The organism is Noviherbaspirillum sp. UKPF54, assembly GCF_007874125.1.
Taxonomy (GTDB): Bacteria; Pseudomonadota; Gammaproteobacteria; order Burkholderiales; family Burkholderiaceae_D; genus Noviherbaspirillum.
The window spans coordinates 2,958,638-2,984,679 of sequence record NZ_CP040128.1; the positions used below are offsets into that span (position 1 = coordinate 2,958,638).

25 protein-coding genes and 1 tRNA gene are annotated in these 26,042 nt (G+C 60.2%); 13 read left to right on the forward strand and 13 right to left on the reverse strand.

From position 1 onward, the window contains the following. Positions 1–254 precede the first annotated feature (254 nt). The 5 genes from ampD to FAY22_RS13645 are packed head-to-tail and all read right to left on the reverse strand — an operon-like array spanning position 255 to position 5,123. On the reverse strand, positions 255–857 hold the full coding sequence (gene ampD / locus FAY22_RS13625; protein WP_146330712.1) for a 1,6-anhydro-N-acetylmuramyl-L-alanine amidase AmpD: 603 nt from the start codon (positions 855–857) through the stop codon (positions 255–257). Next, positions 854–2,311 carry a sigma-54 dependent transcriptional regulator gene (locus FAY22_RS13630; protein WP_146330713.1) on the reverse strand — a complete coding sequence of 486 codons (1,458 nt, stop codon included), beginning with the start codon at positions 2,309–2,311 and terminating at the stop codon, positions 854–856. Before FAY22_RS13630 ends, ampD begins: the two co-directional genes overlap by 4 nt. A gap of 29 nt (positions 2,312–2,340) precedes the next feature. Further along, positions 2,341–4,050 carry a PAS domain-containing sensor histidine kinase gene (locus tag FAY22_RS13635; protein ID WP_146330714.1) on the reverse strand — a complete coding sequence of 570 codons (1,710 nt, stop codon included), beginning with the start codon at positions 4,048–4,050 and terminating at the stop codon, positions 2,341–2,343. Between the two features lie 39 nt (positions 4,051–4,089). Then, positions 4,090–4,317, reverse strand: a complete 228-nt coding sequence (locus FAY22_RS13640) for a PP0621 family protein (RefSeq protein WP_146330715.1) — start codon at positions 4,315–4,317, stop codon at positions 4,090–4,092. Continuing rightward, positions 4,314–5,123: an inner membrane protein YpjD gene (locus FAY22_RS13645; RefSeq protein ID WP_146330716.1), complete on the reverse strand. Its 810-nt coding sequence runs from the start codon at positions 5,121–5,123 to the stop codon at positions 4,314–4,316. The genes FAY22_RS13640 and FAY22_RS13645 overlap by 4 nt, the downstream gene beginning before the upstream one ends. A 290-nt stretch (positions 5,124–5,413) precedes the next feature. Here FAY22_RS13645 and ffh point away from each other — a divergent pair, with 290 nt between their 5' ends. Together ffh and FAY22_RS13655 are read left to right on the forward strand one after the other, a co-directional pair. Then, entirely contained in the window at positions 5,414–6,781 is a 1,368-nt protein-coding gene (gene ffh / locus FAY22_RS13650) for a signal recognition particle protein (protein ID WP_146330717.1), read from the forward strand. A 309-nt stretch (positions 6,782–7,090) separates the two neighbouring features. Continuing rightward, positions 7,091–7,600 carry an SWIB/MDM2 domain-containing protein gene (locus FAY22_RS13655; protein WP_146330718.1) on the forward strand — a complete coding sequence of 170 codons (510 nt, stop codon included), beginning with the start codon at positions 7,091–7,093 and terminating at the stop codon, positions 7,598–7,600. Between the two features lie 70 nt (positions 7,601–7,670). Here the strand turns inward: FAY22_RS13655 and FAY22_RS13660 are convergent, their stop codons facing one another. Both FAY22_RS13660 and FAY22_RS13665 read right to left on the reverse strand, forming a co-directional pair. Further along, on the reverse strand, positions 7,671–8,330 hold the full coding sequence (locus FAY22_RS13660) for a lytic transglycosylase domain-containing protein (protein WP_146330719.1): 660 nt from the start codon (positions 8,328–8,330) through the stop codon (positions 7,671–7,673). Positions 8,331–8,346: 16 nt separating this feature from the next. Then, the gene (locus tag FAY22_RS13665; protein ID WP_146330720.1) at positions 8,347–10,071 is read right to left on the reverse strand and encodes a proline--tRNA ligase; all 1,725 of its coding nucleotides are present in this window, start codon (positions 10,069–10,071) and stop codon (positions 8,347–8,349) included. A gap of 199 nt (positions 10,072–10,270) precedes the next feature. Here FAY22_RS13665 and FAY22_RS13670 point away from each other — a divergent pair, with 199 nt between their 5' ends. Further along, entirely contained in the window at positions 10,271–10,858 is a 588-nt protein-coding gene (locus FAY22_RS13670) for an RNA pyrophosphohydrolase (RefSeq protein WP_146330721.1), read from the forward strand. A gap of 56 nt (positions 10,859–10,914) precedes the next feature. Further along, positions 10,915–11,412 (forward strand): CNP1-like family protein, encoded by a 498-nt coding sequence (locus FAY22_RS13675; RefSeq protein ID WP_246860511.1) that lies wholly within the window; start codon positions 10,915–10,917, stop codon positions 11,410–11,412. Positions 11,413–11,439: 27 nt separating this feature from the next. Here the strand turns inward: FAY22_RS13675 and proB are convergent, their stop codons facing one another. From proB to rplU, 4 genes are all read right to left on the reverse strand, one after another. Further along, on the reverse strand, positions 11,440–12,558 hold the full coding sequence (gene proB, locus FAY22_RS13680) for a glutamate 5-kinase (RefSeq protein ID WP_146330723.1): 1,119 nt from the start codon (positions 12,556–12,558) through the stop codon (positions 11,440–11,442). 74 nt (positions 12,559–12,632) lie between these two features. Beyond that, the gene (gene obgE, locus FAY22_RS13685) at positions 12,633–13,742 is read right to left on the reverse strand and encodes a GTPase ObgE (RefSeq protein ID WP_146330724.1); all 1,110 of its coding nucleotides are present in this window, start codon (positions 13,740–13,742) and stop codon (positions 12,633–12,635) included. Between the two features lie 92 nt (positions 13,743–13,834). After that, positions 13,835–14,092 (reverse strand): 50S ribosomal protein L27, encoded by a 258-nt coding sequence (gene rpmA / locus FAY22_RS13690; protein WP_146330725.1) that lies wholly within the window; start codon positions 14,090–14,092, stop codon positions 13,835–13,837. Between the two features lie 37 nt (positions 14,093–14,129). After that, the gene (gene rplU, locus FAY22_RS13695) at positions 14,130–14,441 is read right to left on the reverse strand and encodes a 50S ribosomal protein L21 (protein ID WP_040040654.1); all 312 of its coding nucleotides are present in this window, start codon (positions 14,439–14,441) and stop codon (positions 14,130–14,132) included. Between the two features lie 297 nt (positions 14,442–14,738). Here rplU and ispB point away from each other — a divergent pair, with 297 nt between their 5' ends. From ispB to yacG, 9 genes are all read left to right on the forward strand, one after another. Further along, positions 14,739–15,668 carry an octaprenyl diphosphate synthase gene (gene ispB, locus FAY22_RS13700; protein ID WP_210411967.1) on the forward strand — a complete coding sequence of 310 codons (930 nt, stop codon included), beginning with the start codon at positions 14,739–14,741 and terminating at the stop codon, positions 15,666–15,668. 18 nt (positions 15,669–15,686) lie between these two features. After that, positions 15,687–15,763: transfer RNA gene (locus FAY22_RS13705), tRNA-Pro, on the forward strand. A gap of 108 nt (positions 15,764–15,871) precedes the next feature. Continuing rightward, the gene (locus FAY22_RS13710; RefSeq protein ID WP_146330727.1) at positions 15,872–17,173 is read left to right on the forward strand and encodes an HlyC/CorC family transporter; all 1,302 of its coding nucleotides are present in this window, start codon (positions 15,872–15,874) and stop codon (positions 17,171–17,173) included. 316 nt (positions 17,174–17,489) lie between these two features. Further along, positions 17,490–19,178: a type IV-A pilus assembly ATPase PilB gene (pilB, locus tag FAY22_RS13715; protein ID WP_305778371.1), complete on the forward strand. Its 1,689-nt coding sequence runs from the start codon at positions 17,490–17,492 to the stop codon at positions 19,176–19,178. A gap of 13 nt (positions 19,179–19,191) precedes the next feature. Next, positions 19,192–20,424: a type II secretion system F family protein gene (locus FAY22_RS13720; protein ID WP_146330729.1), complete on the forward strand. Its 1,233-nt coding sequence runs from the start codon at positions 19,192–19,194 to the stop codon at positions 20,422–20,424. Then, complete coding sequence (locus FAY22_RS13725) at positions 20,424–21,290, forward strand: A24 family peptidase (protein ID WP_146330730.1); 867 nt, start codon at positions 20,424–20,426, stop codon at positions 21,288–21,290. Before FAY22_RS13720 ends, FAY22_RS13725 begins: the two co-directional genes overlap by 1 nt. A 1-nt stretch (position 21,291) precedes the next feature. Further along, the gene (gene coaE, locus FAY22_RS13730) at positions 21,292–21,939 is read left to right on the forward strand and encodes a dephospho-CoA kinase (RefSeq protein ID WP_146330731.1); all 648 of its coding nucleotides are present in this window, start codon (positions 21,292–21,294) and stop codon (positions 21,937–21,939) included. Between the two features lie 120 nt (positions 21,940–22,059). Then, entirely contained in the window at positions 22,060–22,815 is a 756-nt protein-coding gene (gene zapD, locus FAY22_RS13735; RefSeq protein ID WP_146330732.1) for a cell division protein ZapD, read from the forward strand. Between the two features lie 11 nt (positions 22,816–22,826). After that, complete coding sequence (yacG, locus tag FAY22_RS13740) at positions 22,827–23,009, forward strand: DNA gyrase inhibitor YacG (protein ID WP_146330733.1); 183 nt, start codon at positions 22,827–22,829, stop codon at positions 23,007–23,009. 3 nt (positions 23,010–23,012) lie between these two features. Here the strand turns inward: yacG and FAY22_RS13745 are convergent, their stop codons facing one another. Together FAY22_RS13745 and FAY22_RS13750 are read right to left on the reverse strand one after the other, a co-directional pair. Further along, complete coding sequence (locus tag FAY22_RS13745) at positions 23,013–24,566, reverse strand: sigma-54-dependent transcriptional regulator (RefSeq protein WP_146330734.1); 1,554 nt, start codon at positions 24,564–24,566, stop codon at positions 23,013–23,015. Positions 24,567–24,715: 149 nt separating this feature from the next. Further along, a complete protein-coding gene (locus FAY22_RS13750) occupies positions 24,716–26,011 on the reverse strand; it encodes a D-amino acid dehydrogenase (protein ID WP_146330735.1) in 1,296 nt (431 codons plus the stop codon). Between the last annotated feature and the right edge of the window lie 31 nt (positions 26,012–26,042).

A 26,042-nucleotide genomic window follows, 5' to 3' on the forward strand; every position in this document is an offset into this window, starting at 1 on the left:
CCCATCTGCCGCATAGGCGGCACATGGCCTGGCGCACATCTGAAAGGGAGAGCCGTTCACCGCCCGCCCAACATGACACTCGTCTTTATATTGAGAACTGCCTGAACAGCCCACGGAGTGGGATAATCGCAGCGACACTAGATATAGTGGTGCGTAGCGCGATTGACACTAATTCTAGTGCCAGCACTTCAAGGATGCAATATCTTTTTTACTTGATCTGCAACAAATTTTCCTGCCGCAAAGTACTTGACTTTTTAGTCGGCACAAGGAAAACGCAGTGAGGGGGTCGCAGGCGTGCTGCAAGACTCTTTTTGAATCAAGGACTTGCGGTAGCGTTCCCAGTCGAAGAAGGGACCCGGATCGGTCTTGCGGCCGGGCGCGATGTACTCGTGCCCGGAGACGTCGGTAATCGGGTAGCGCAGGCGCAGCGCACTGGTCAGCGCGGCCAGCGCTTCGTATTGAAGCGGCTCGAACGGATCGAAGTCCGTGCCCTCCAGCTCGATCCCGATCGAGAAATCATTGCAGCGCTCGCGTCCGCAAAACGAGGATGCGCCGGCATGCCAGGCGCGATCGCCGGCCGACACGAACTGGATCACGCTCCCGTCGCGCCGGATCAGGAAATGCGCGGAGACCTTCATTCCGCGCAGGCGGTCGAAATAGGGATGAGCATCGCAGTCGAGCCGGTTGCCGAACAGCTCGGCGATATATGGCCCGCCGAACTCACCGGGCGGCAGGCTGATGTTATGGATCACCAGCAGGTCGATTGCGGTGCCTTCGGCGCGCCGGTCGAAGTTCGGCGACGGCATGCGCTCTGCGCCGCTGGCCCAGCCGTCGGCATCTATCTCAAATCGTGTCATGAATCGGGTTCGTGAATCGACAGGCGCTGCATGCGGTAACGCAGCTGGCGGAAACTGATGCCCAGGAGCTCGGCCGCCTGGGTCCGGTTGAAATGGGTCTTTTCGAGCGCGCGCCGGATGATTTCACGCTCGACATTGTCCAGGTGGTCCGGCAGCGAGTGCGGCAGTTCGCCGTCGTCATCCTCTGTTCGCGTTTGCGGCGCGGGGGGATCAGCTTGCTCTGCCGGAGATGCGACCGACGCCTCCTCTTGCGGCAGCTGTGGTACCGGCTGTGCAAGTGGAATCTGCGGCGCCGGAGCGACGGCTTTCAACGCAAGGTCGGCAACCTCGATCGTCCCATCGTTGGCGAACGCGAGTGCGCGTTCGAGGATGTTTTCCAGTTCGCGCACGTTGCCCGGAAAGGAATAGGAACGCAGCGCCGCCAATGCCTGCGGCGTAAGGACGGCCTTGCCGCCCGGCGCAAGCCGTTCGAGAATGACATCAGCCAGCAGGCCGATGTCGTCGAGCCGTTCGCGCAGCGGCGGCAGGCGCAGTTCGATCACGTTCAGACGGTAAAACAAGTCCTGCCGGAACTGGCCCTTTTCGACGCATTCGGCCAGGTTCTGATGGGTGGCACTGACGAGCCGCACGTCGACCGGCTCCTCGAGCGTTGCGCCGACCTTGCGTACGCGGCGCTCCTGGATGGCGCGCAACAGCTTGACCTGCATCGGTAGCGGCAGGTCGGCAACCTCGTCGAGCATCAGGGTGCCGCCGTTGGCCGCCTGAAAAAAACCGTCGCGATCGTCGTTCGCTCCGGTGAACGCCCCCCTGCGGTAGCCGAAAAACTCGGCTTCCATCAATGCTTCCGGGATCGCGCCGCAATTGACGGCAATGAAAGGCTTGTCGGCGCGCGCGCTGTGCGCATGGATGTCGCGCGCGGCGAGTTCCTTGCCGCTGCCGGACTCGCCGGTAATCGCCACCGGTGCCATGCTGCGCGCCAGGCGCGCGATCTGCGCGCGCAGGTCCTGCATCGCTGCCGACTGCCCGATCAGGCGCGACGCGTGCGCCGCATGCTGCGCGCCGGCATCATGGCTGTCGTCTTCGGTCTTGTGCATGCGCAGCGCCGACTGCACCATCAGGCGCAACTGATCGAGCCCGACCGGCTTGGACAGGTAGTCGAACGCGCCGGCCTTCAATGCCGCGACCGCGTTGTCGGCGCTGCCGAACGCGGTGATCACCGCAATCGGCGTGCTCTTGCAGGCTGCGGTCACCTCCCGCACCAGCTCGATGCCCAACCCGTCGGGCAGACGCATGTCGGTCAGTACCAGCGCGTACTCGTGGCGCGCCAGATGCGCACGCGCCGCGGCCAGGCAATCCGCGCAGTCGACGTCGAGCCCCATCCGCACAAGCGTGATTTCGAGCAGCTCGCGCAGGTCGGCTTCGTCGTCGACGACGAGAATACGGGGTGCAGTCATGGCAGCAGTCTTGTCATTTGCTCAAAAACTCAGTACGGCTCCTGCGCCGCAAACGTGATCACGAACCGGCCGCTGGGTTCGTCCGCGCCGTCGTCCGAGATATCCATCCGATATTCGTAATCGAGCATCGCATCGTTATTCAAGCACAATTCGCGCGCCACGTAGAGCCCCAGCCCGGTTCCCTTGCTGGAAGTGGTGTAAAAAGGCTCGAACAGATGCGCGCGGACTTCCGGCGTGATTGCCGGCCCGTCGTCCTGCACATGCAGTTCCAGCCGATTGGTGTCGGGCAGCAGCGCCTGGATGCGGATGCTGCCGGGGCTGCCGCTGGCATAGCGCAACGCGTTCACCAGCAGGTTGCCAAGCACTTCGCGCAGATGCAAGGGGTCGAAACGCACCTGGTACGTGTCCGCGGCATCCAGCTCGATCATGCCCGGGGCGATGGAATGGGTTTCCTGGAACTCGTCGAGCAGCTCCGCCAGAAACGGCGCCAGCTGCAACGGTCCGGTATGCGATTGCGCCTTGCGCGACAACTTGAGAATATCCTCGATCATCCGGTTCAGCCGGCCCACGTTATCGCCCACGATCTTCAACAGCCGCATCTGAGCCGGGTCGGTGATGTCTTCCTTGAGCAGGGACGCGGCATGGGAAATCGCCGACAGCGGATTGCGTACTTCATGCGCGATGCTGGCGGTCAGGCGCCCCATCGACGCCAGCTTGAGCTGCTGCGCCTGATTCTCGATTTCCGTCACGTCCTGCAAGAAAATCACCGTCCGTTGTTCCGTCAGCCCTGCGATTTCCACCGGCACGAACCGCAGCTTCAGGTGGGTCACCGGCTCGCGCCGCACGTGGCGCGGCAGAGTACGCCCCTGCATCGATGCGATGTCTTCCCCGGACTTGACCATGACAAAGGCCGACGACGCGCAATTGGCGGCCCCCTGCGCGCGGAACTGCGCCAGCCAGGCCGAATAGGCGTCGGCCACGGGCGCCAGCGACGGCAGGTCGACCAGCCTGAACTGCGGCCGGCCATGCGCCACCGGCAAGCCGAGCATGCGTTCCACCGAGGCATTGCCTGCAAAAACCTGGGTATCGGGCCCGACGACCAGGATGCCGTCGCCCATGTCCGCGATGACCAGGCCGTTGATCGCTTCCTGCAGCAGCAGCTCGCGTCCGCGCTGCGTGGCCAGCCGCTCCTGCTTGATCAGCTTGGCGGCCAGGCGATTGATCAGATAGATGGCGGCGAAGAACGCCGCACCGTACAAGCCGGCGCGGGACGGCGACGCATCCGGCGTGGAATTGAGCAGCTCGTAACCGCTCTCCGCCAGCAGGACGAGGGTAACGATGGAAACGAAAAACAGCGCCGGAACCATCGGCATGAGGATTGCGCAGCCGGCCAGAGGGAACAGGTACAGAATGGCCAGTCCGCTTTTCACGCCGCCGGCAACGACATAGAGCAGCGATATGGCGCCGATGTCGACCACGAGCTGCGCCACCAGTTGCAGCGTGAAGCGCTTGCGCGCATAGACCGACAACAGCGTAAATCCGACGGCCAGCATCAGATAGGCGAAGCAGATCTTCCAGTCGAGCAGCGCGTTCCGGCTGCCGGTATTGCGCACCGCGTCGAAGCCGAGATACGCCAGCAAGACCAGCGCGATGACGATGCGCGTGACGCAGAAGGTCTGCAGGGTGCGCCAGAATGTTTCGCGCGACGGCGAGGCCGGCAGCTGGGCGCGGCGCATCATGCCTGTCCCGTCCGGAACAGGCGTTCCGGCAAGGCTCTTTCAGGACGCATGCCGCAGGCGGTGTTCTTCAGTGCAATACGCTGCCCCTGACGCTGCCAAGATCGATTCCGAAGCCGGCACATGGACACCGCAATGCGCGCATTGCACCATCGTCTCCGCACCATTGTCCGGGGCAGCGCCGGCAGCAGCCGGGGTGCCCGTACTTTTCTTGCTTCGCAACAACCAGAGCACGGCCAGCACGACCAGCGCCCAGAAGAGCAGCTTCATGCCAGCCCCCGGTGCAGCACCACTTCCAGCACAAAGCGGCTACCGACGTAGGCCAGCAACAAGGTGGCGAAACCGGTCAGCGTAAACCGCAGCGCCGTCTTGCCGCGCCAGCCGCGCCAGACGCGCCCGGCCAGCAACAGCCCGAACAAGGCCCAGGACAGCATGGTGAAAATGGTTTTGTGGTCCCATTTGAACGCCATGCCGAACAATTGCTCCGAAAACACCACGCCCGACAGCACCGTCAGGGTCAGCAAGCCGAAGCCGAACGTAATCAGGCGAAACAGCAAACGCTCCATCGTCAGCAAGGCCGGCAAGCGGTCGATCGCTGCATCCAGCCAGCCGCCTTTTGCCGCTTCCGACGGCGCATGCAGCCGCGACTCCTGGATTGCCATCAACACGGCGTGAAATGCAGCGATGGTAAGCGTGCTGTAGGCCAGGATCGCAATGGCGATATGCCAGGGGAACAAGGAAGATTTACCTTCCAGCGGCACGACACTGCCCGGGAACACGACGGGCAGGATGACGGCGACAGCGGCCGTCGGCAGCACCAGCACGCGCAAACCGTCCAGCGAAAAATTGCGGTTTTCCAGCCAGTAGGCGGCGACCGATACCCACAGTGTCGCCGACAGCACGATCGCAAAGCCGATGCGCAAGGTGCCCGGGGCGATCATGTCCGCCCACAAGGCGCCGCCATGCAGCAGCCAGGCGAGCGCGGTGCCGGCCGAAAGCGCGACGCGGTGCCGCGACGGCAAAAATCCGCAGACGACATAAAGCAGCGCCGCCAGAACAAAGAAGTATGTATACATCGGACGAAAGAATGTTGAGCAGACTTCGAGTTTACACCATGTAAGGCCGGCACCGACGGCACATGCAGCCACAGTTCCAGCCGCGCCCCCGGCTTGCAGGATTTGATGGCATGCATTCAACGCCACGCCCATTCGCTGCCCAAAATGCCATCCTCGCCCTCGGCGATCGTTTCCGGTTTGCCGTCCATGCGTCGGGCCAGGGCCGGCAAACAGGCCTCATCGGTTAAAATGACTTGTTCACGAAGCCGCCTGCGCGCGGTGCCTACCCATTTCTTGCTCGTTCGACATCCATGCTAGACAACCTGACCCAACGACTGGCCAAAGTCGTTAAAACGATGCGCGGCGAAGCGCGCCTGACCGAAGCCAATACCGCCGAGATGCTGCGCGAAGTGCGCCTGGCGCTGCTGGAAGCCGACGTCGCCCTGCCCGCGGTGCGCGAATTCATCGCGCGCGTCAAGGAAAAGGCGATGGGCGAAGAAGTGATCGGTTCGCTCACGCCCGGCCAGGCGCTGGTGGGCGTGGTGCAGCGCGAGCTGGCGGCGATCATGGGTGCCGATCTCGGCCCGGACGCATCACAGCTGAATTTCGCCACCCAGCCTCCGGCCGTCATCCTGATGGCCGGTCTGCAGGGTGCCGGCAAGACCACCACCGTCGGCAAGCTCGCCAAATACCTGCGCGAGCAAAAAAAGAAAAAGGTGCTGACCGTCTCCGCCGACGTTTATCGTCCCGCCGCGATCGGCCAGTTGCAGACAGTCACCAGCCAGGTCGGCGCCGACTTCTTCCCCTCCTCGGCGACCGACAAGCCCGTCGCGATCGCGCAGGCCGCCCTCGATTACGCGAAAAAGCATTACCACGACGTGCTGATCGTCGATACTGCCGGTCGCCTCGGCATCGACGAAGCGATGATGCAGGAAATCGCCGCGCTGCACGCCGCGCTGCAACCGATTGAAACGCTGTTCGTGGTCGACGCCATGCTCGGCCAGGATGCGATCAACACTGCCAAGGCTTTCAACGATGCCCTGCCGCTGACCGGTGTGGTGCTGACCAAGCTCGACGGCGACGCCCGTGGCGGCGCTGCGCTGTCAGTACGGCACATCACCGGCAAGCCCATCAAGTTCGCTGGCGTGGCCGAAAAGCTGGACGGCCTGGAAGCGTTCGATCCGCAGCGCATGGCCAACCGCATTCTCGGCATGGGCGACATCCTGGCGCTGGTCGAGGAAGCGAAAAAAGGCGTCGACATCGCCGCCGCCAAGGACCTGGCGGACAAGGTCAAGGCCGGCGGCAAGTTCGACCTGAACGACTTCAAGGCCCAGATCAGCCAGATGAAGAAGATGGGCGGCCTGTCCGGCCTGATGGATAAACTGCCGGCGCAGTTTCAGCAGGCCGCCGGCAACGCCGACATGTCGCAAGCCGAAAAGCAGGTGCGTCGCATGGAGGGCATCATCAATGCGATGACGCCGGCCGAGCGCGCCAAGCCGGAACTGATCAAGGCCTCCCGCAAGCGCCGTATCGCCGCCGGCGCCGGCGTGCAGGTGCAGGAAGTCAACCGCATGCTGTCGCAGTTCGAGCAGATGCAGTCGATGATGAAAAAGCTCAAGGGCGGCGGCATGATGAAGATGATGCGCAGCATGAAGGGCATGATGCCCGGCATGCGCTGACCCTTCGCTTCACCTCCCCCGCCATGCCGGCGTCCCAGTCCCGCGCGACGCCGGCATCCCCGCCTTCTCATCGCAGCCTTTGCGCACCGGCGCAGGATCGAAGCCGGCACACCTTCCCGCCGCGGCTTCTCCATGCCCTCATTTCGCCGCGTCTTTCGCGCGCTGCCCTATGACGATGGCGTGGCGGCCTTTACACAAAATCATGCAAAAACGATCAAAAAATACTTGCATCCCTCTGAAAAGCGCACCACTATTAGCGTTGCGTAATAGACGCAATTTCCCAACACACTTTGTGAAGGAGGCTTGAAGATGGCAACAGCCAAAAAACCAGCGGCCAAGACAGCCGCCAAGAAGCCCGCTGCGAAGAAAGCCGCAGCAAAACCAGCAGCAAAGAAAGCAGCTCCTGCCAAGAAGGCCGCTCCGGCCAAAAAGGCGGCAGCCAAGCCCGTAGCGAAGAAGGCAGCCGCCAAGCCGGCAGCGAAGAAAGCCGCTCCGGCCAAGAAGGCAGCCGCCAAGCCGGTAGCGAAGAAGGCAGTCGCCAAGCCGGCAGCCAAGGCGAAAGTCGCGCGCAAGCCGAATGCCGCCTTCATGAAGCCGCTGACACCGTCGGAAACCCTCGGTGCGGTTATCGGTGCCAATCCGCTGCCGCGCACGGAAGTCACCAAGAAGGTCTGGGACTACATCAAGAAGAACAAGCTGCAGGACGAAGCGAACAAGCGCATGATCAATGCCGATGACAAGCTCAAAGCCGTGTTTGGCGGAAAGAAGCAAGTGTCGATGTTCGAAATGACCAAGCTCATTTCCAGTCACTTGCAATAATGTTCTTTCAAGTGGCCAAACAAAAACGCCCGCATCGCGCGGGCGTTTTTGTTGGTGCCGACGGATGTGCTCATCGCACCGTGACAGCCTTCTGATCCGGCCTGTACTCGACCGTCGTCGCATCCGGCCTGGTTTCCCACTTCTTCCAGGCGGCCAGGACTGCGTTCGGGTATTCAGGCCTTCCACGGCTGCCGTTGTAGCGGCCGAGCGCAAGATACAGATTGCCGCCTTCCATGTCGAGATACATGCGCAAAATCGAGCAGCCATAGCGCAGGTTGGTCTGCATGTGAAAGAGCTTCCTGCGGTCGCCGTCGCCGATGACGCGCGTCCAGAACGGCATGACCTGCATGAAGCCATGCGCTCCCACCTGCGACACCGCATACTTGCGAAAGGCCGACTCGACCTGGATCAGGCCAAGCACCAGCGCCGGATCCAGTCCAGCGCGCTTGGCCTCGTACCAGGCGGTTTCGAGGAACTCCTTGCGCAATTGCCAGTCTGGCAGCTTCTTTTTCAGCCGCTCGGACATGTCGCCCAGCCAGCGCAGATACTTGATGCGCTCGTCGATATCGGAAAACTGCGGACGCGGCGGGCGCGCGTCGGCTACCGCCTTGGACAGCGCGATACGTACCGAATCGGCCAGCGCCTCTTCCTTCTGGTTGCCGGCCGCCGCGGCGCCGCATAAAACGAGCGCAGCCGCCGCGACGGCCAGCCGGCGCGACAATTGTCTCACGACCAAGCCGCCGTCCTCACGACGCGATCCGCGCTTTCACGAAGTCCGCCATGTCCGCCACCGCCACCGCGGTAGCGGCGGCATCGCGCCGCCCCTGGTATTCCAGCTTGCCCTCTTTCAGACCGCGTTCGCCGATCACGACGCGGTGCGGCACGCCGATCAGCTCCCAGTCCGCGAACATCACGCCCGGGCGCTCGCCGCGATCGTCCAGGATGACATCGACGCCGGCCGCCTGCAGCGCGGCGTACAGCTTGTCCGTTTCAGCCTTCACCGTTTCGCTGCGGTCGTAGCCCATCGGGCACAGCACCACCTCGAACGGCGCAATCGCGCTTGGCCAGATAATGCCCTTGTCGTCGAAATTCTGTTCGATCGCCGCGCCCAGGATGCGAGTGACGCCGATGCCGTAGCAGCCCATCTGCATCAATTGCGGCTTGCCGCTCTCGTCGAGGTAGGTCGCCTTCATGTCTTCCGAGTAGCGGGTGCCGAGCTGGAACACGTGGCCGACCTCGATGCCGCGCTGGATCGCCAGCACGCCCTGGCCATCCGGCGAAGCGTCGCCGGCAACCACGTTGCGCAGGTCCGCCACCATCGGCTCGGGCAGGTCGCGCCCCCAATTGGCGCCGGTATAGTGGAAATCCTCCTCATTGGCGCCGCACACGAAATCGCTCATGGCAGCGACGGTGCGGTCGGCGACGACCTTGACCGGCTTTTTGGTGCCGATCGGGCCGAGATAGCCGGGCCGGGTGCCGAAGTGCTCGACGATTTCCGCCTCGGTCGCGAAGCGATAGGCGCCCAGACCCGGAATCTTGCTGGCCTTGACCTCGTTCAGGTCATGGTCGCCGCGCAGCATCAGCAACCAGACTTCCGCGTCCGCGCCCTCCCGGTCCACCGCCAGCACGATCGACTTGACCGTCCGCGACAAGGGCAGCCCGAGCAGAGCGGCAACATCCTCGCACTTAGCCTTGCCCGGGGTCGGTGTCTTGATCAGCGCATCGGACGCAGCCGCGCGTGGCGCGGATGGAGCGACCGCCTCGGCCGCCTCGATGTTGGCCGCATAATCGGAATTCGGGCAGTACACCAGCGCGTCCTCGCCAGTGTCGGCGATCACGTGGAACTCGTGCGAGCCGGAGCCGCCGATCGCGCCATTGTCGGCCGCAACCGCGCGGAACTGCAGGCCGAAGCGGTCGAAGATGCGGACATAGGCGTCGTACATGATCTTGTAAGACTGCTGCATGCCGGCCACGTCACGGTCGAACGAATACGCATCCTTCATCGTGAATTCGCGCCCGCGCATCAGGCCGAAGCGCGGACGGCGCTCGTCGCGGAACTTGGTCTGGATGTGGTAGAAGTTGAGCGGCAGCTGGCGGTACGACTTGACCTCGGTACGCACCACGTCGGTGATTACTTCCTCGGACGTCGGCTGGATAGCGAATTCGCGACCGTGACGGTCCTTCACGCGCATCAGTTCCGGGCCCATCTTGTCCCAGCGGCCGGTTTCCTGCCACAGTTCGGCCGGCTGCACCACCGGCATCAAAAGCTCGATGGCGCCGGCGCGGTTCATCTCTTCACGGATGATGTTTTCCACCTTGCGGATGATGCGCAAGCCCATCGGCATATAAGTGTAGATGCCTGACCCGAGGCGTTTGATCATCCCGGCGCGCATCATCAGCTTGTGACTGATGATCTCGGCGTCGGACGGAGCTTCTTTTAACGTAGAAATAAAAAATCGTGATGCGCGCATGGCGGTGAATTCTTTTTAAAAAGAGAGGGTTATAATCGACTCAATTTTAAAGGATTAGCTGGCTGATGCATCCATTCTTCCTACATTTGATGCGCGCCCGGACCGGTAACAAGGCCCGGCGCGGAATCGGCGCGCGATCGCGCATGCAAAATTGGTAATGAAGAGAGGCGTCTAGCCGCAGAAAGTTTTGAGGTGCAACATGCTGGATCGTGAAGGCTTCCGCCCGAACGTCGGCATTATCCTGCTTAACACCCGTAACGAGGTGTGGTGGGGGAAGCGGGTGCGCGAGCATTCGTGGCAGTTTCCGCAGGGCGGCATCAAGTTCGGTGAAACGCCCGAGCAAGCAATGTATCGCGAGCTGGAAGAAGAAGTCGGACTGAAGGCGGAACACGTCAAGATCATCGGGCGTACCCGCGACTGGCTGCGTTATGAAGTGCCGGACCGTTTCATCAAACGCGAAATCCGCGGTCATTACCGGGGACAGAAACAGATCTGGTTCCTGTTGCGCATGGTCGGACGCGACTGCGACATCAACCTGCGCTGCACCGATCACCCGGAATTCGATGCGTGGCGCTGGCACGACTACTGGGTGCCGCTCGACGTCGTCATCGAATTCAAGCGCGAAGTCTATCAAAAGGCGCTGCAGGAGCTGTCGCGCTTCCTGTCGCGCCCGTCTCCGCACGGCACCCACCGGCACGGCGCACGCTACCTGCGCCAGAACCATACCGGCGGACGCGGCGCGACCGAGGAACAAGCGGCGACAGCCAAACCTAACATCGAGGAATAACAGGCTTTATGGTGATGACATCCCGATCGACTGCCCGCCTTTTCAGGGCGTCGTCATTGCTGTTGCTGCTGACCGGCGTTTCGGCAATTCATGCTCAACCGCAGTTCGAAGAAGATTTTGACGATCAGGAAAAGCCCTGGCAAGAGGTCGCGGTACAGCTCCCGGCAGCACCAGTGCAGGACAATCTACTTCCGTTCTTTGTCAGCGCAACAGCCACCCAGTCGTTCGCCATCGACGCCAAATCGGTTTCGGTTGGCGCGGATGGGGTCATCCGGTACACCGTAGTCGCAAGCAGCCCGGCCGGCGCGAAAAACATCAGTTACGAAGGCATCCGTTGCGCGACCTACGAGCGCAAGCTGTATGCATTCGGCCAAGCCGACGGCAGCTGGTCGCGCTCACGGCGCGACCAATGGGAGCGCATCGGCGCCAATACCGCCAATCGCTACCACGCAGCGTTGTTCAAGGATTATTTCTGCAACGAGAAGAGTGTCGCGGGCGGTGCGGACGATATCGTGCGCAGGATCAGGTACGGCAAGACGCTCACGCCGCAATAAGGAGCACGGCGGCGACCGCCGCCGCACTCAGAGCAGCACCATGTTATCGCGGTGAATCAGCTCCGGCTCTTCCACAAACCCGAGGATGGAGAGAATTTCGCTCGACGGCCGGCGCATGATGCGGCGCGCCTCTGAACTGGCGTAATTGCTCATGCCGCGCGCAACCGGGCGCCCGGTCTCATCGGTGCATGTAATGACGTCGCCGCGCCCGAATTCACCGCTCACTTCAATCACCCCGATCGAAAGCAGGGACTTGCCTTCGGCAGTGAGTTTTTGCACCGCCCCGGCATCGAGCACCACTTTTCCAGCGGTCTGCAGATGATCCGCCATCCACTGCTTGCGCGCGGTCAGGTGGGCGGTTTGCGCAACCAATTGCGTGCCGATCGCCTCGCCGCCGGCCAGACGCGTAAGCACCTGATCCTCCCGCCCCCAGGCAATGACGGTATGCGCGCCGGAAGTCGCCGCTCGCTTGGCGGCCAGGATCTTGGTCAGCATGCCGCCACGTCCGATGCCGGTGCCGGCGCCACCGGCCATCGCTTCCAGCGCCGCGTCGCCAGCCTTCGCCTCGTGCACGAATTGCGCCTGCGGATCCCTGCGCGGGTCGGCGGTGTACAAGCCCTTCTGGTCGGTCAGGATGATCAGTGCATCGCCTTCGATCAAATTGGCGACGAGCGCACCCAGCGTGTCGTTGTCGCCGAACTTGATCTCGTCGGTGACGACGGTATCGTTCTCGTTAATGATCGGCACCACGCCCAGGCGCAAGAGCGTAAACAGCGTCGAGCGCGCATTCAGGTAGCGCTCCCGGTCTGCCAGATCGGCATGCGTCAGAAGCACCTGCGCGGTGCGAATTCCGTGATGGCGGAAACTGGTTTCGTAAATCTGCGCCAGCCCCATCTGCCCGACTGCGGCACATGCCTGCAGTTCGTGCACACCGGTCGGCCGCTTGTCGAAGCCGAGACGCTGCATGCCTTCCGCGATCGCGCCGGAGCTGACCAGCACAACTTCCTTGCCGAGCGCGCGTAGTTGCGCGATCTGTTCCGCCCATTTGGCAATTGCGCTGCTGTCGAGTCCCTTACCGTCGTTGGTGACGAGAGACGACCCGACCTTGATGATGAGACGTTTGGCTTTTTGGATGACCGAGTTCATGTTTATCCCGGCACGGCGGCCACATCATGACCGTGACCGCCGCGTTTGCCGCGGCTGGCAGTTTTTGAAAATATTTATTCTATGACTTTAAAGCGCGGATCGTCCGGGTCGATCGTGACAATGCCACGCGCCTCTTCTGCCATCTGGGTTTCTTCAGCCCGGAATTCCTGCTGGCGCTGCGCGGCCAGATACTCGTAGATCGCGATCACCAGCTCTTCGCAGCCGTCGCGCGTCAACGCGGAAATCTCGAATACCGGCCCCTTCCAGCCGAAGCGCTTGACGAAGTCCTTCACATGCTTGACGCGCACGTCTTCAGGCACCATGTCGAGTTTGTTCAGGATCAGCCAGCGCGGCTTCTCGAACAGCGACTCATCGTATTTCTTGAGTTCCTTGACGATCGCCTTCGCTTCCTTGACAGGGTCGACGGCATCGTCGAACGGCGCCAGGTCGACGATGTGCAGCAACAGGCGGGTGCGTTGCAAATGGCGCAGGAACTGGTGTCCGAGTCCGGCACCTTCGGCGGCGCCCTCGATCAGTCCGGGAATGTCGGCGATAACGAAGCTCTTCTCGTGGCTGACGCGAACCACGCCGAGGTTCGGATGCAGTGTGGTGAACGGATAATCCGCAATTTTCGGGCGGGCATTCGACACGGCCGTGATGAAGGTCGACTTTCCGGCGTTAGGCATGCCCAGGAGGCCGACGTCTGCCAGCACTTTCAGCTCCAGCTTCAGTTCCCGATGCTCGCCCGGCTTGCCGTCGGTTTTCTGACGCGGCGCACGATTGGTGGAAGACTTGAAGTGGATATTGCCCCAGCCGCCCTCGCCGCCCTTGGCAAGCAACACGACCTGGCCATGCTCGGTCAGGTCAGCGATGATCTCACCGGTGTTGTAGTCGGAAACCAGCGTGCCGACTGGCATGCGCAGCGTCACGTCGTCCGCGCCCTTGCCATAGCAATCGGAGCCACGGCCATTTTCGCCATCCTTCGCCCGATGCAGCTTGGAGTAGCGGTAATCCACCAGGGTATTGATATTGCGATCGGCCACAGCCCAGATGCTGCCGCCCTTGCCGCCGTCGCCGCCGTCCGGACCGCCGAACGGCCGGAATTTTTCACGGCAAAACGACGCGACGCCGTTACCGCCGTCACCAGCAATGACTTCAATTTTTGCTTCGTCGATAAACTTCATGTTTTGCCGCTAAGTGTGATGCTAAAAACTAAAAAGGCCCTACCGTCGGCAGAGCCTTTTTGAAGGAAGGCTTACGCCTTGACTGCGACCGCTTAGGCCGGGACGACCGTCACGGTATGACGCTGCAATGCGCCCTTGGTGACAAACTTCACCGTGCCGTCGATCAGGGCGAACAGGGTGTGGTCCTTGCCCATGCCGACGTTTTCGCCCGCATGCATCTTGGTGCCGCGTTGACGAACGATGATGCCGCCAGCGTTGATAGCTTGGCCGCCGTAAACCTTGACGCCCAGTCGTTTCGACTCGGAATCACGGCCGTTGCGCGTAGTGCCGCCGCCTTTTTTGTGTGCCATTTAAAGACTCCTTGGTATCCGGTTAGCTCGACAACGCTTAGGCGTTGATCGAGACGATTTGCAATTCGGTGTAATTCTGGCGATGGCCTTGACGCTTCTGGTAGTGCTTGCGGCGGCGCATCTTGAAAATCCGAACCTTATCATGGCGACCGTGCGCCACTACCGTAGCCTGGACCTTGGCACCTTCGACCAGCGGCGCACCGAATTTGATGGTGTCACCAGCGCCCACTGCGAGCACTTGATCAAGGGTGATTTCGGAACCAATGTCAGCCGGTATCTGTTCTACTTTGAGTTTTTCGCCAGCAGCAACTTTATATTGTTTGCCGCCGGTTTTTATGACCGCGTACATGTGAAACCTCATCGAATGTTTATTAAGGAACTTTTTCTTTCCGACACCAAAAAATCAGACGGAATCGGGAAAACCTCTAATTATACATAGACTTAAATATCCAGTCAAAACTCGAAGCACTCTCATCAAGAAACCTGGATTTTCCACAGCTCTCAGCATCTGGACTCGCCCAAGACACTGCTCCACGCACTTGTCATCGTATAATGCACGCCATTCACGATTTTTGCGGGTCTTATCTTGTCTGCCGCCGTTCAACCAGCCACCCAAAATAGCATTATCCTGTCGATTTCCGGCGACATGGATGCCGTCAACGCGGTAATCCGCCGGCAGTTGTATTCCGAAGTGCCGCTAGTTAACCAAATTGCCGAATACATCATCAGCGCTGGCGGCAAACGAATCCGCCCCGTACTGGTCTTACTGCTCGCAAACGCCTACGGGTATCAAGGCACGCATCACCACGAACTCGCTGCAGTGGTTGAGTTTATCCATACCGCCACGCTGCTGCACGACGACGTCGTTGACGAGTCCTCGCTGCGACGCGGCCGGCAGACCGCGAACGCACTTTTCGGCAATGCCGCCTCCGTGCTGGTCGGCGACTTCGTTTACTCCCGCGCATTCCAGATGATGGTCGCCGTCAAAAATATGCGCGTCATGCAGATCCTGGCGGATGCCACCAACGTGATTGCGGAAGGCGAAGTCCTGCAACTGCTGAACATGCATGACCCCGACGTCACCGAAGAACGCTACCTGCAGGTGATTCGCTCCAAGACCGCCAAGCTGTTCGAAGCGGCCGCCCAGCTCGGCGCGCTGATCGCGGGTGCATCCGACGACGCCATCGAGGCGGCCGCCGAATATGGCCGCTCGCTGGGTACCGCATTCCAGTTGATCGATGATGTGCTGGACTATTCAGGCAATGCCGACGACATCGGCAAAAATGTCGGCGATGACTTACGTGAAGGCAAACCAACGTTGCCACTGATTTACCTGATGCAGCATGGCACGGCCGAACAGCGCCAACTGGTGCGTAGCTGCATCGAAACCGGCGACGAACAGCATTTCAGCGAAATTCTGTCGGCGATTACCAGCTCTGGCGCCCTTGCCTACACTAAAGGGGAAGCGGAAAAAGCTGCCCTGCGCGCGACAAATTCAATTAATTCGCTACCACATAGCCAATTCAAGGATTCTTTGGTACAATTGTGCGCTTTCGCGGTTGAACGCAATCACTGAGATAGCGTCCACTGCATTCGGGGTGTAGCTTAGCCTGGTAGAGCGCTACGTTCGGGACGTAGAGGCCGGAGGTTCGAATCCTCTCACCCCGACCAATTTGCTTGAAATCGTCTGGTCACGCAGCAAGCGATTCAAGATCGGGTCGGATCATTCAGATACTCGATACAGACGAATTCATATGCAATCTTCCTTGCGGTGACCAAGTGGATGCCGTGCCCTTCTGGGTGCAGATTCTTGCACTCTTCCTGCTCATCTTTCTGTCCGCTTTTTTCGCCATGGCCGAAACGGCCCTGATGGCCGCAAACCGGCATCGGCTGCGTCATTTGGCCAAGCGCGGCAACAAGGGGGCCGCGACCACGCTGTGGCTGCTCAAGCGCACCGACAAGCTGCTGTCGCTTATCCTGATCATCAACACCCTCATCAATGCGCTGGCCACCGCACTGGTGACTGCGATCGCGATCTCGATGTTCGGCAATGAAGAGAGCGTGATCACCGTCGCAACGGCAGCCGTGGCGTTTCTGCTGATTGTCTTTGCAGAAATCTCGCCAAAGGTCATCGGCGCCACCTACCCGGAGCGCATCGCCCTGCCGATCAGTTTTGTCCTGAAACCGCTGATGGCTCTTGCCAAGCCAGTAATCTGGTTCGTCAATCTGTTCGTATCCGGATTCCTGAGAATCTTGCGCATCAAAACCGGCGCCGGCGCCCACGAGCAGCGCTTGTCGCGCGAAGAACTGCGCTCTATCGTGCTCGAAGGCGGCAGCTTCATCCCGCAAAAGCACCAGAGCATCCTTCTAAATCTGTTTGACCTGGAAAAAATCTCGGTGGAAGACGTGATGACGCCGCGCGCCCAGATCGAAGCGCTCAATCTGTCGGTTCCGGTGGAGGAAATCACGCACCAGCTAACGACGTGCTATCACAACAAACTCCCAGTGTACGAAGGCGAAATCAACCGCATCGTCGGCATCTTGCATGTGCGCAAAGCGATGGCGCTCATCAATAGAGAAGAAGAATTAACGGTCGAGCATTTCCGTGAATTACTGACGTCTCCCTACTTCATCCCGGAAGATACAGATGTCTTCACCCAACTGCAGTATTTCCAGGAAAACCATGAACGGCTGGGCATCGTTGTTGACGAATACGGCGAAGTGCAAGGCTTGGTGACGCTGGACGACATCATCGAAGAAATGGTTGGCGAATTTACAACCTCAATGCCAGGCACCGCCCGAGCCAATGCCTTTCAATGGGACGACCATGGCGAATGCATGCTGGAAGGCTCAACCAGCCTGCGCGACATAAACAAGTATCTTGGACTCGATCTTCCGCTGGATGGCCCCAAAACCTTGAATGGACTCCTACTGGAAGTCCTGCGGGATATTCCTGAAGCCCACATTGGGCTGAAAATTTCCAACTGCATCATGGAAATCGTGCAGGTACAGAATCAAGCCATCAAGGTAGTCAAGCTGATCAAGCCACAAATCGTGGGCACGAATGACAACAACGAATAGCATTGTTTCAGTGCCGCGTGCCAAAGAAGTAACAGTCCGTCACAAATTCTTTACAAATCAGATGCCTATAGGCATCATCTAATGCGATTTAGTGCGTTTGTTGCTTTAAATAAATAGTCGATCAAAGAAAAGCACTGCACGATGTGCTTTGCCCGGCAACTCCACGCGAGAATCTCGCTTTGGCGGGGGATTCGCCGCAAGTCCGGGCTTGACGCCATCGGCAGGCCTTTCGTTGTGACGAATTAACGCATCCGGCATCAGATAATCTTCCACATTTATGGCGGCGGTCCTTCCGAATCAGGCGGCAAACTCGACGATGTCCGGCCTTGCACGCGCGTTGGTGCAGGCTGGGCTGCTGTCCGCGCAGCAGGCGGAAACGCTGCACAAGAAGGCCCACACAGAAAAGAGTGCCTTTATCGATGCGTTGATCGACAGCGGTACTATAGAGGCACGTTCGCTGGCCAGCTTTTGCTCCGAGACATTCGGTTATCCGATGCTCGATTTTTCGGCATTCAACTTGAGTTTCCTGCCCGAAAAGATCATCGATCCGAAGCTGATGCAAAAGGCGCGCGTCATTGCCTTGGGAAAGCGTGGCAACAAGGTTTCGGTCGCCATTTCCGATCCGACCAACACGCACGCGCTGGACCAGATCAAGTTTCAGACGGAACTGACCGTCGAGCCGATCATTGTCGAACACAGCGCCCTGCTGAAACTGGTCGAGAAGCTCGGACAAAGCACTGAAGACAGCCTGGACGAACTGGTCGGCGACGATCTGGACATCGACCTCTCCGAAGAAGACATGACCGCTCCGCAAAGCGAAGCGGTCACTGCCGATATCGATGACGCCCCGGTCGTCAAATTCCTGCAAAAGATCCTGATCGACGCCATCAATATGGGGGCGTCGGACTTGCACTTCGAGCCGTTCGAGAAGTTCTACCGCATTCGCTTCCGTATCGACGGCGTGCTGCGCGAAATCGCCCAGCCCCCGATCGCCATCAAGGAAAAGCTGGCGTCGCGCATCAAGGTGATTTCCAAGCTCGACATTTCGGAAAAACGGGTTCCGCAGGACGGCCGCATGAAGCTGGTCGTGTCGAAAAACCGGTCGATCGATTTTCGCGTGAGCACCCTGCCGACGCTGTTTGGCGAAAAGATCGTGATGCGTATCCTAGATGCGACGCAGGCGCAGATGGGTATCGATGCGCTGGGCTACGATCCGGACCAGAAGGAAATCCTGCTGGAAGCGATTCAGCGGCCGTACGGCATGGTGCTGGTGACAGGGCCGACGGGCTCGGGCAAGACGGTGTCGCTGTACACCTGCCTGAATATCCTTAACAAACCCGGCATCAACATCTCCACCGCAGAAGACCCAGCCGAAATCAACCTTCCCGGCGTAAACCAAGTCAACGTGAACGACCGTGCCGGGCTGACGTTCGCCGTCGCGCTGAAGGCATTCCTGCGCCAGGATCCGGACATCATCATGGTGGGCGAAATCCGCGACCTGGAGACGGCGGACATCGCCATCAAGGCCGCGCAGACAGGCCACATGGTGTTTTCGACACTGCACACCAACGACGCACCATCGACGCTGACACGCCTGATGAACATGGGTGTGGCGCCGTTCAACATCGCGTCGTCGGTCATCCTGATTACCGCCCAACGGCTGGCGCGCCGTCTTTGCACCTGCAAGCAAACCACCGTCATCCCCGACGAGGCACTGATCGAAGCCGGATTCAAGGAAGAAGACCTGGACGGCAGCTGGCTGCCGTACAAGGCTGTCGGCTGCGAGCGCTGCAGCGGCAGCGGCTACAAAGGGCGTGTCGGCATTTATCAGATCATGCCCATCACGGAAGACATCGAGCGCATCATCCTGGCGCACGGCACGGCACTCGAAATCGAAGAGCAGGCCAAGCGCGACGGGGTCAAGACGCTGCGCGAGGCCGGCCTGGTCAAGGTCAAGCAGGGATTGACGAGCCTGGAAGAGGTGCTTGGCTGCACCAATGAATGATTAAGAGGATGACATGGCAACTGCCGCTGGCAAATCCGCAAGCACGAGTCCGATAAAGGAAGTGATCTTTGCCTGGGAAGGCAAGGACAGGACTGGCAAAACGATCAAGGGCGAACTGCGCGCAGGCAGCGAAACCATTGTCAACGTGACCCTGCGCCGGCAAGGCATTCTTGTCACGAAAGTCAAAAAGAAAAGCTTTAGCACCGGCAGGAAAATCACGGACAAGGACATCACCCTGTTCACGCGCCAGCTGGCGACCATGATGAAAGCCGGTGTTCCCCTGCTGCAGTCATTCGACATCGTGGCAAAAGGCCATTCCAATCCCGCTGTCTCCAAGCTGATTCAGGACATCCGGGCAGATGTCGAAACCGGCAGCAGCCTGAATCAGGCGTTTCGCAAGTTCCCGCTGTACTTCGACCATCTGTTCTGCAACCTGGTGGCGGCCGGCGAACAGGCCGGTATCCTGGAAGACTTGCTGACACGCCTGGCGGTATACAAGGAAAAAACGCAAGCCATCAAGGGCAAGATCAAGTCCGCCATGTTCTACCCGACGGCGGTCATGGTGGTCGCCTTCGTCGTGACGTCGGTGATCATGATCTGGGTGGTGCCGGCGTTCAAGGATGTGTTCAAGAGTTTTGGCGCCGATCTGCCGGCACCGACACTTTTCGTGATGGCGATTTCGGATTACTTCGTCAAATACTGGTACTTGATTTTCGGCTCGCTCGGCGCAGGGCTTTACTTGTTTTTCCAATCCTGGCGACGCTCCGTAAAAATGCAGCGCGTGATGGACCGTCTTTTGCTGCAGGCGCCGGTATTCGGCGACGTGATCCGCAAGGCTACCGTCGCGCGCTGGACGCGCACCTTGGCGACCATGTTCGCCGCCGGCGTGCCGCTGGTGGAGTCGCTCGATTCGGTCGGGGGCGCCTCCGGCAACTCGATCTACGCGGACGCAACGAAAAAAATCCAGACCGAAGTCAGCACCGGCACCAGCCTGACCGTCGCCATGCAAAATGCCGCCGTCTTCCCCAGCATGGTCACGCAAATGGTGGCCATCGGCGAAGAGTCCGGCGCGCTCGACCAAATGCTGAGCAAGGTTGCGGATTTCTACGAGGCGGAAGTCGATGAGGCCGTCGAGTCGCTCTCCAGCCTGATGGAGCCGCTCATCATGGCCATCCTGGGCGTGCTGATCGGCGGCCTAGTGATCGCGATGTACCTGCCGATTTTCAAGCTTGGAGCCGTGGTCTGATGCTCGATCTGCTCCTGTTTGCTCCTCCCGGAGCCGTGCTGCCGACGGTGGTCGCGGCGATTTTCGGCCTGCTCATCGGCAGCTTCCTCAATGTCGTGATCCATCGGCTGCCCAAGATGATGCAGCGCGAGTCCGATAATTATGTTGCGCAAGAAAGCGGCCAGCCCTTGCCACATACCGACAAGTACAACATCATGGTGCCGCGCTCGGCCTGCCCGCAGTGCGGCCACCAGATCACGGCGCTCGAAAATATCCCGATACTCAGCTATCTTTTCCTGCGCGGCAAATGTGCTGAATGCAAGGCCCCGATTTCGGCCCGCTATCCGATCGTCGAACTTCTGACCGGAGCATTGTCCGGGTTCCTGGTCTGGCGCTTCGGCAGCGGCCTGGCGGGCTTGTCCACGCTGGCGTTTGCGTATCTACTGATCGCAATGACCTTCATCGATCTCGATACGCAACTGCTGCCCGACGACCTGACCCTGCCGCTGCTGTGGTGCGGCCTCCTGGTCAACCTGAACAGCGCCTTCGTCCCGCTGAATGACGCCGTCATCGGTGCCGTCGCTGGCTACCTCAGCTTGTGGAGCATTTACTGGCTTTTCAAGCTAACGACAGGCAAGGAAGGCATGGGATATGGCGACTTCAAATTGCTGGCCGCGCTGGGCGCCTGGCTCGGCTGGAAGATGCTGCCGGTAATCATCCTACTGTCTTCTCTGGTCGGAGCACTGGTGGGCCTGTCGCTGATTCTTTTTGCTCGCCATGGGCGAGACACGCCAATCCCGTTCGGCCCCTATCTGGCGGCCGCAGGCCTGATCGCCTTATTGTATGGCCGTTCAATCGTGGAAGCGTATCTCGGTTTTGCGATCTGACATGATATCGACCAGTTTGCCGGCATCCAGATTCTCAGTGGGGCTAACGGGAGGTATCGGCAGCGGCAAGACAACCGTCGCCGACATGTTCGCCGCGCGCGGCGCTGCAGTCATCGATACCGACCAGATCGCGCACCAACTCACCGCACCAGGTGGCGCTGCGATTGCCGAGATCCGCGCGCAATTCGGCGATGCCTTCCTGATGGAAAATGGTGCAATGGACCGCGCCAAAATACGCGAGTACGTCTTTTCCGAGCCAGCCGCCAAATCGCGCCTGGAAGCCATCCTTCATCCATTGATCCGCATCGAGGTAGAGCGCGCGGCGCAACAGGCTCAGGGCGAATACCTGATCTTCGTCGTTCCGTTGCTGGTGGAATCATCATCGTGGAAGCAGCGGGTGTCGCGCGTGCTGGTGGTCGATTGTCTGGAAGAGACGCAAGTCAGGCGGGTAATGAGCCGCAGCGGCCTGCCTGAAGCACAGGTGCGCGCCATCATGGCGGCGCAGGCGTCACGACAGGAACGCCTGGCGGCAGCCAATGATGTGATCGACAATAATGGTGATGCCCTCGCCCTGGCGCCGCAAGTGGACCGGTTGCATGCGGCGTATGCAGCATTGGCCAGCGCAAGTGCTGCACACCGTGAAAACTGAGCGCAGAATGCGGGGCAGCATCACGAAAGACTTGACCGTCAGTATTTGTAATTTTTCATGGCTTCGTTCAGAATCACGTAATTCATTTCCAGCCCAATCTTTAGAGCAAGGGACGCCATTTTGATCACTTACGAATACCCTTTCAACGAGCGTATTCGCACTTTGCTGCGGCTGGAAGATCTTTACGAAAAATTTACGTTTTTCTTGCACCAGCAACATCCGCTGCAGCATCACGTGGCACTGTCGACCATCTTCGAAATGCTCGAAGTTGCCGGACGCGCCGATCTCAAATCGGACCTCTTGCAGGAGCTGGAACGGCAGAAGCAAACCCTGATCGGCTTTCGCTCCAATCCGAACGTTTTGCCGGAACGGCTTGATGCGATACTGGCCGAACTGGATCGCAGCAGCAGTGCATTGATGGCAGCGCAGGGCAAGACCGGACAAAATGTGCGCGACAACGAATGGCTGATGAGTATTCGCGGGCGCACTATCATCCCGGGCGGCGCTTGCGAATTCGATCTGCCGTCCTACTATGCATGGCAGCAACGCTCGCCACAGCAGCGCTTCAATGATATTTCCAGCTGGTTTGCCCCGCTGGCGCCGTTGTTTGATGCGATCAATATTGTGCTGCGCCTGCTGCGCGAATCCGGCCGCTCCGTGAAGACGATTGCCCAGAACGGCAGCTACCAGCAGATGTTGCAGGGCAAGGTCTACCAGATGCTGCGCCTGACCATCGATGAATCGCTCGGTGCGATTCCCGAAATGTCGGCTAACAAGTATATGCTGTGGGTACGCTTCACGTCGCAGGACGGCGATATGAAGCCGAAATCCTTCGAGAACGACGTTCCCTTCGAACTGACTCTCTGTAATTTCTGAGGTAGTACATCATGGCGACCATCGTAGATTGCCCGACATGCGGCAAGAAGGTCGAATGGACCGAAAAAAACAAGTACCGCCCGTTTTGTTCCGAACGCTGCAAGCAGATCGACCTTGGCGCCTGGGCGGAAGAAAAATATTCGATCCCGGCCGTTAATCCCCCCAAGGACCCGGAAGACGACAACGGATCCTGAGCGTTATCGGCCACCGCCGGAAATGCCGTACTTGCGCAGCTTGGCGGCGATCATCGAATGTGAAGTCTTCAGCCGGGCCGCCAGCTTGCGACTGGAGGGATACTGCGGATAGAGCCGTTCCAGCAATGCGCGCTCGAAGGCGGCGACCGACTTCTCCCAGTCATCCGACTCATGCGCCTGACCAGCCTCTTCGCCCAGCATGCTGCCCTCGGCCAAATCGAGGTCGGTGGCGTCCAGGATGCGCTTGTCCGTCATCGTCACGGCACGAAATACCACGTTCTGCAGCTGCCGTACATTGCCGGGCCAGCTGTTGGCCACCAGCGCCGCGCATGCATCCCCTCCTAGACGACAAATCGGCTTTTGCGCCTGTGCGCAGGCGCGCTCGATAAAATGGCGCGCCAGTAACAGAATATCGTCAGGACGCTCGCGCAACGAAGGAACTTCCAGGTGCAACACGTTTAGGCGATAGAACAAGTCTTCACGGAACGTTCCTTCGGCCACCATCTTGCGCAAGTTGCGATGGGTCGCGCTAATGATGCGCACATTCACCTTGATTTCGCGGTCGCTTCCGACGCGGCGGAACTTGCCGTCATTCAGAAAGCGCAACAGTTTGGCTTGCAGGTATTGCGACATCTCGCCGATTTCGTCGAGGAACACGGTGCCGCCTTCAGCCATTTCGATCAGGCCTGGCTTGCCACCGCGCTGGGCGCCGGTGAAGGCGCCCGATGCATAGCCGAACAGCTCGCTTTCGGCCAGGCTTTCCGGCAATGCGGCACAATTCAGCGCAAGGAAAGGGGCATCGCTTCGCCCGCTCATCGTATGACATGCCTGAGCTACCAGTTCCTTGCCGGTGCCGGTTTCACCCACGATCAGCAGCGGCGCGTCGACGACGGCCACGCGCGCCGCGCGTGCCTTCAACGCGCGTATCGGCTCCGACTCACCAATCAAGCAGTCGAACCCACCGGCTGCATGCTGCAGGGCGTGAATCCGTCCGCCCAACCGGCGCGGCGTATGCAGCGTGATCACCCCGCCAACGGCCTGCCCCAGGCGCGTATCGAGCGGCTCGGATACCGGCGCGACCTCCATCAGAAACGGCTGGCCGTGCAAACGCACTTCCCTGTCGGGCGCATGAAACCCGCTCTGCAGCAGCTCAGCCTGCACCCCGGGCTCGCCCAACAGTTCCTGTAGCATCTTGCCTTGCAATTCGCTCTCGCTCATGTCCGCCACGCTCGCCGCGGCGGCATTGGCAATGACGATTCTGCCGGCCGCATCCACCGCCATGACCGGATCGGCCATGGCCGCCAGCAGCGCATCGAGATGCAGCCGGCGACGCGCTCCCGGCAGCACGTCGACCGCCACCGCATCCTTGACGCCTGCCACCTGCATGAAGTCCGCACGCAGGTCCGGCAGCATGCGCTCGTCAAGCTCGGGGCTGTCGATGAAAACGTCGGACGAGTCGACTTCGACCGCGACCACGTTGATGTTGCGGCGTGCTAATACGGCCAGGATTTCATGGGCGATGCCGACGCGATCGGCGAACTGAACGTCTATCCGCATAATGGAGGCGCTATGGAGAATGCATGCACTTGCTCAATGGATGCCGTGCAGGCACCCGCCATCTGCGACTTTACCTGTGGCATGCTCGCGCGACAATAGCGCCAAGCCATCCCGGTGGCACGACCGGGATGGCATGCCCCGAACCAGCCTTATGCGCGCGCTGCCTGCGGAACGCGAACCGGCCCACTGGTACGGTCGTAGCGGTCCATGAACAAGCCTTCCGTATCGATTTCGGCGCGCTTGCCGCTCATAAGATCGGCCAGCAGCCGACCAGAACCGCATGCCATGGTCCAGCCCAGCGTCCCATGGCCGGTATTCAGGAACAGATTGCCATACGGGGTAGGTCCGACGACCGGCGTGCCATCCGGCGTCATCGGGCGCAGCCCGGTCCAAAATTCCGCTTTCGCCACGTCACCGCCACGCGGGAACAGATCCGTCACCGAATGCTCCAGGGTCGCGCGGCGCGCTGCGCGCAGCGTTAAGTCATAGCCGGCAATCTCGGCGGTGCCGCCGACGCGGATCCGGTCTCCGAGGCGCGTGATGGCGACCTTGTAGGTTTCATCCATCACGGTCGATTCCGGTGCGCCGCTCGTGTCGGCAATCGGCACGGTGATGGAATAGCCCTTGACCGGATATACCGGGATGCGCATGCCTAGCTCGCGCAACATCAGCGGCGAATAACTGCCGAGCGCCAGCACAAAGGCATCCGCCTTCAATTCTCCCTGGCCGGTCTGCACGGCGCGAATCTTATTGCCGATGGAAACCAGGCGCTGGATTGCGGTGCCGTATTTGAACTTCACGCCCGCCTGCTCGGCCCGTGCCGCAAGCTGCTGCGTGAACTTGAAGCAGTCGCCGGTTTCGTCGCCCGGCAAGCGCAACGCCCCGACGAATTTTCCACGGACATGGGCCAGCGCGGGCTCGACCCGGATGCAGCCCTCGGGATCGAGCAGTTCGTACGGCACGTTATATTGCTGGAGCACGGCGATATCACTAGCGGCGCCGTCGAGCTGCTTTTGCGTACGGAACAGTTGCAAAGTGCCCTGCATTCGTTCATCGTAGCTGATCCCGGTCGCCGCGCGCAGCGCCATCAGGCAGTCGCGGCTGTATTCGGCCAGGCGCACCATGCGTCCCTTGTTGACCTCGTAGCGCGCCGCAGTGCAATTTGACAGCATCTGGAACAGCCAGCGCCACATTGCGGGATCGATGCCGGGCCGAATGACCAGCGGGCTATGGCGCATCATCATCCACTTCATGGCCTTCAAGGGAATGCCGGGCGCAGCCCACGGCGCGGAATATCCGGGAGATACCTCGCCGGCGTTGGCATAGCTCGTTTCCAGCCCGGTGCCAGGCTGGCGATCCAGCACCGTCACATCATGCCCAGCCTGGGCCAGGTAATACGCCGACGTGGTACCGATCACACCGCCGCCCAATACGATAATTTTCATGGCCATTCCCCCAACTGTGATTTATCGATCC

Excerpts from the sequence above, each read along its gene's own strand:
- FAY22_RS13745 (WP_146330734.1), bottom strand. The coding sequence starts at position 24,566 with ATGCGGATAGACGTTCAGTTCGCCGATCGCGTCGGCATCGCCCATGAA.
- proB (WP_146330723.1), bottom strand. The coding sequence starts at position 12,558 with ATGAACTCGGTCATCCAAAAAGCCAAACGTCTCATCATCAAGGTCGGG.
- FAY22_RS13635 (WP_146330714.1), bottom strand. The coding sequence starts at position 4,050 with ATGATGCGCCGCGCCCAGCTGCCGGCCTCGCCGTCGCGCGAAACATTC.
- ampD (WP_146330712.1), bottom strand. The coding sequence starts at position 857 with ATGACACGATTTGAGATAGATGCCGACGGCTGGGCCAGCGGCGCAGAG.
- obgE (WP_146330724.1), bottom strand. The coding sequence starts at position 13,742 with ATGAAGTTTATCGACGAAGCAAAAATTGAAGTCATTGCTGGTGACGGC.
- ffh (WP_146330717.1), top strand. The coding sequence starts at position 5,414 with ATGCTAGACAACCTGACCCAACGACTGGCCAAAGTCGTTAAAACGATG.
- FAY22_RS13645 (WP_146330716.1), bottom strand. The coding sequence starts at position 5,123 with ATGTATACATACTTCTTTGTTCTGGCGGCGCTGCTTTATGTCGTCTGC.
- pilB (WP_305778371.1), top strand. The coding sequence starts at position 17,490 with ATGTCCGGCCTTGCACGCGCGTTGGTGCAGGCTGGGCTGCTGTCCGCG.
- FAY22_RS13640 (WP_146330715.1), bottom strand. The coding sequence starts at position 4,317 with ATGAAGCTGCTCTTCTGGGCGCTGGTCGTGCTGGCCGTGCTCTGGTTG.
- FAY22_RS13665 (WP_146330720.1), bottom strand. The coding sequence starts at position 10,071 with ATGCGCGCATCACGATTTTTTATTTCTACGTTAAAAGAAGCTCCGTCC.
- FAY22_RS13670 (WP_146330721.1), top strand. The coding sequence starts at position 10,271 with ATGCTGGATCGTGAAGGCTTCCGCCCGAACGTCGGCATTATCCTGCTT.
- FAY22_RS13720 (WP_146330729.1), top strand. The coding sequence starts at position 19,192 with ATGGCAACTGCCGCTGGCAAATCCGCAAGCACGAGTCCGATAAAGGAA.
- yacG (WP_146330733.1), top strand. The coding sequence starts at position 22,827 with ATGGCGACCATCGTAGATTGCCCGACATGCGGCAAGAAGGTCGAATGG.
- rplU (WP_040040654.1), bottom strand. The coding sequence starts at position 14,441 with ATGTACGCGGTCATAAAAACCGGCGGCAAACAATATAAAGTTGCTGCT.
- FAY22_RS13750 (WP_146330735.1), bottom strand. The coding sequence starts at position 26,011 with ATGAAAATTATCGTATTGGGCGGCGGTGTGATCGGTACCACGTCGGCG.
- rpmA (WP_146330725.1), bottom strand. The coding sequence starts at position 14,092 with ATGGCACACAAAAAAGGCGGCGGCACTACGCGCAACGGCCGTGATTCC.
- ispB (WP_210411967.1), top strand. The coding sequence starts at position 14,739 with ATGGATGCCGTCAACGCGGTAATCCGCCGGCAGTTGTATTCCGAAGTG.
- coaE (WP_146330731.1), top strand. The coding sequence starts at position 21,292 with ATGATATCGACCAGTTTGCCGGCATCCAGATTCTCAGTGGGGCTAACG.
- FAY22_RS13630 (WP_146330713.1), bottom strand. The coding sequence starts at position 2,311 with ATGACTGCACCCCGTATTCTCGTCGTCGACGACGAAGCCGACCTGCGC.
- FAY22_RS13655 (WP_146330718.1), top strand. The coding sequence starts at position 7,091 with ATGGCAACAGCCAAAAAACCAGCGGCCAAGACAGCCGCCAAGAAGCCC.
- FAY22_RS13725 (WP_146330730.1), top strand. The coding sequence starts at position 20,424 with ATGCTCGATCTGCTCCTGTTTGCTCCTCCCGGAGCCGTGCTGCCGACG.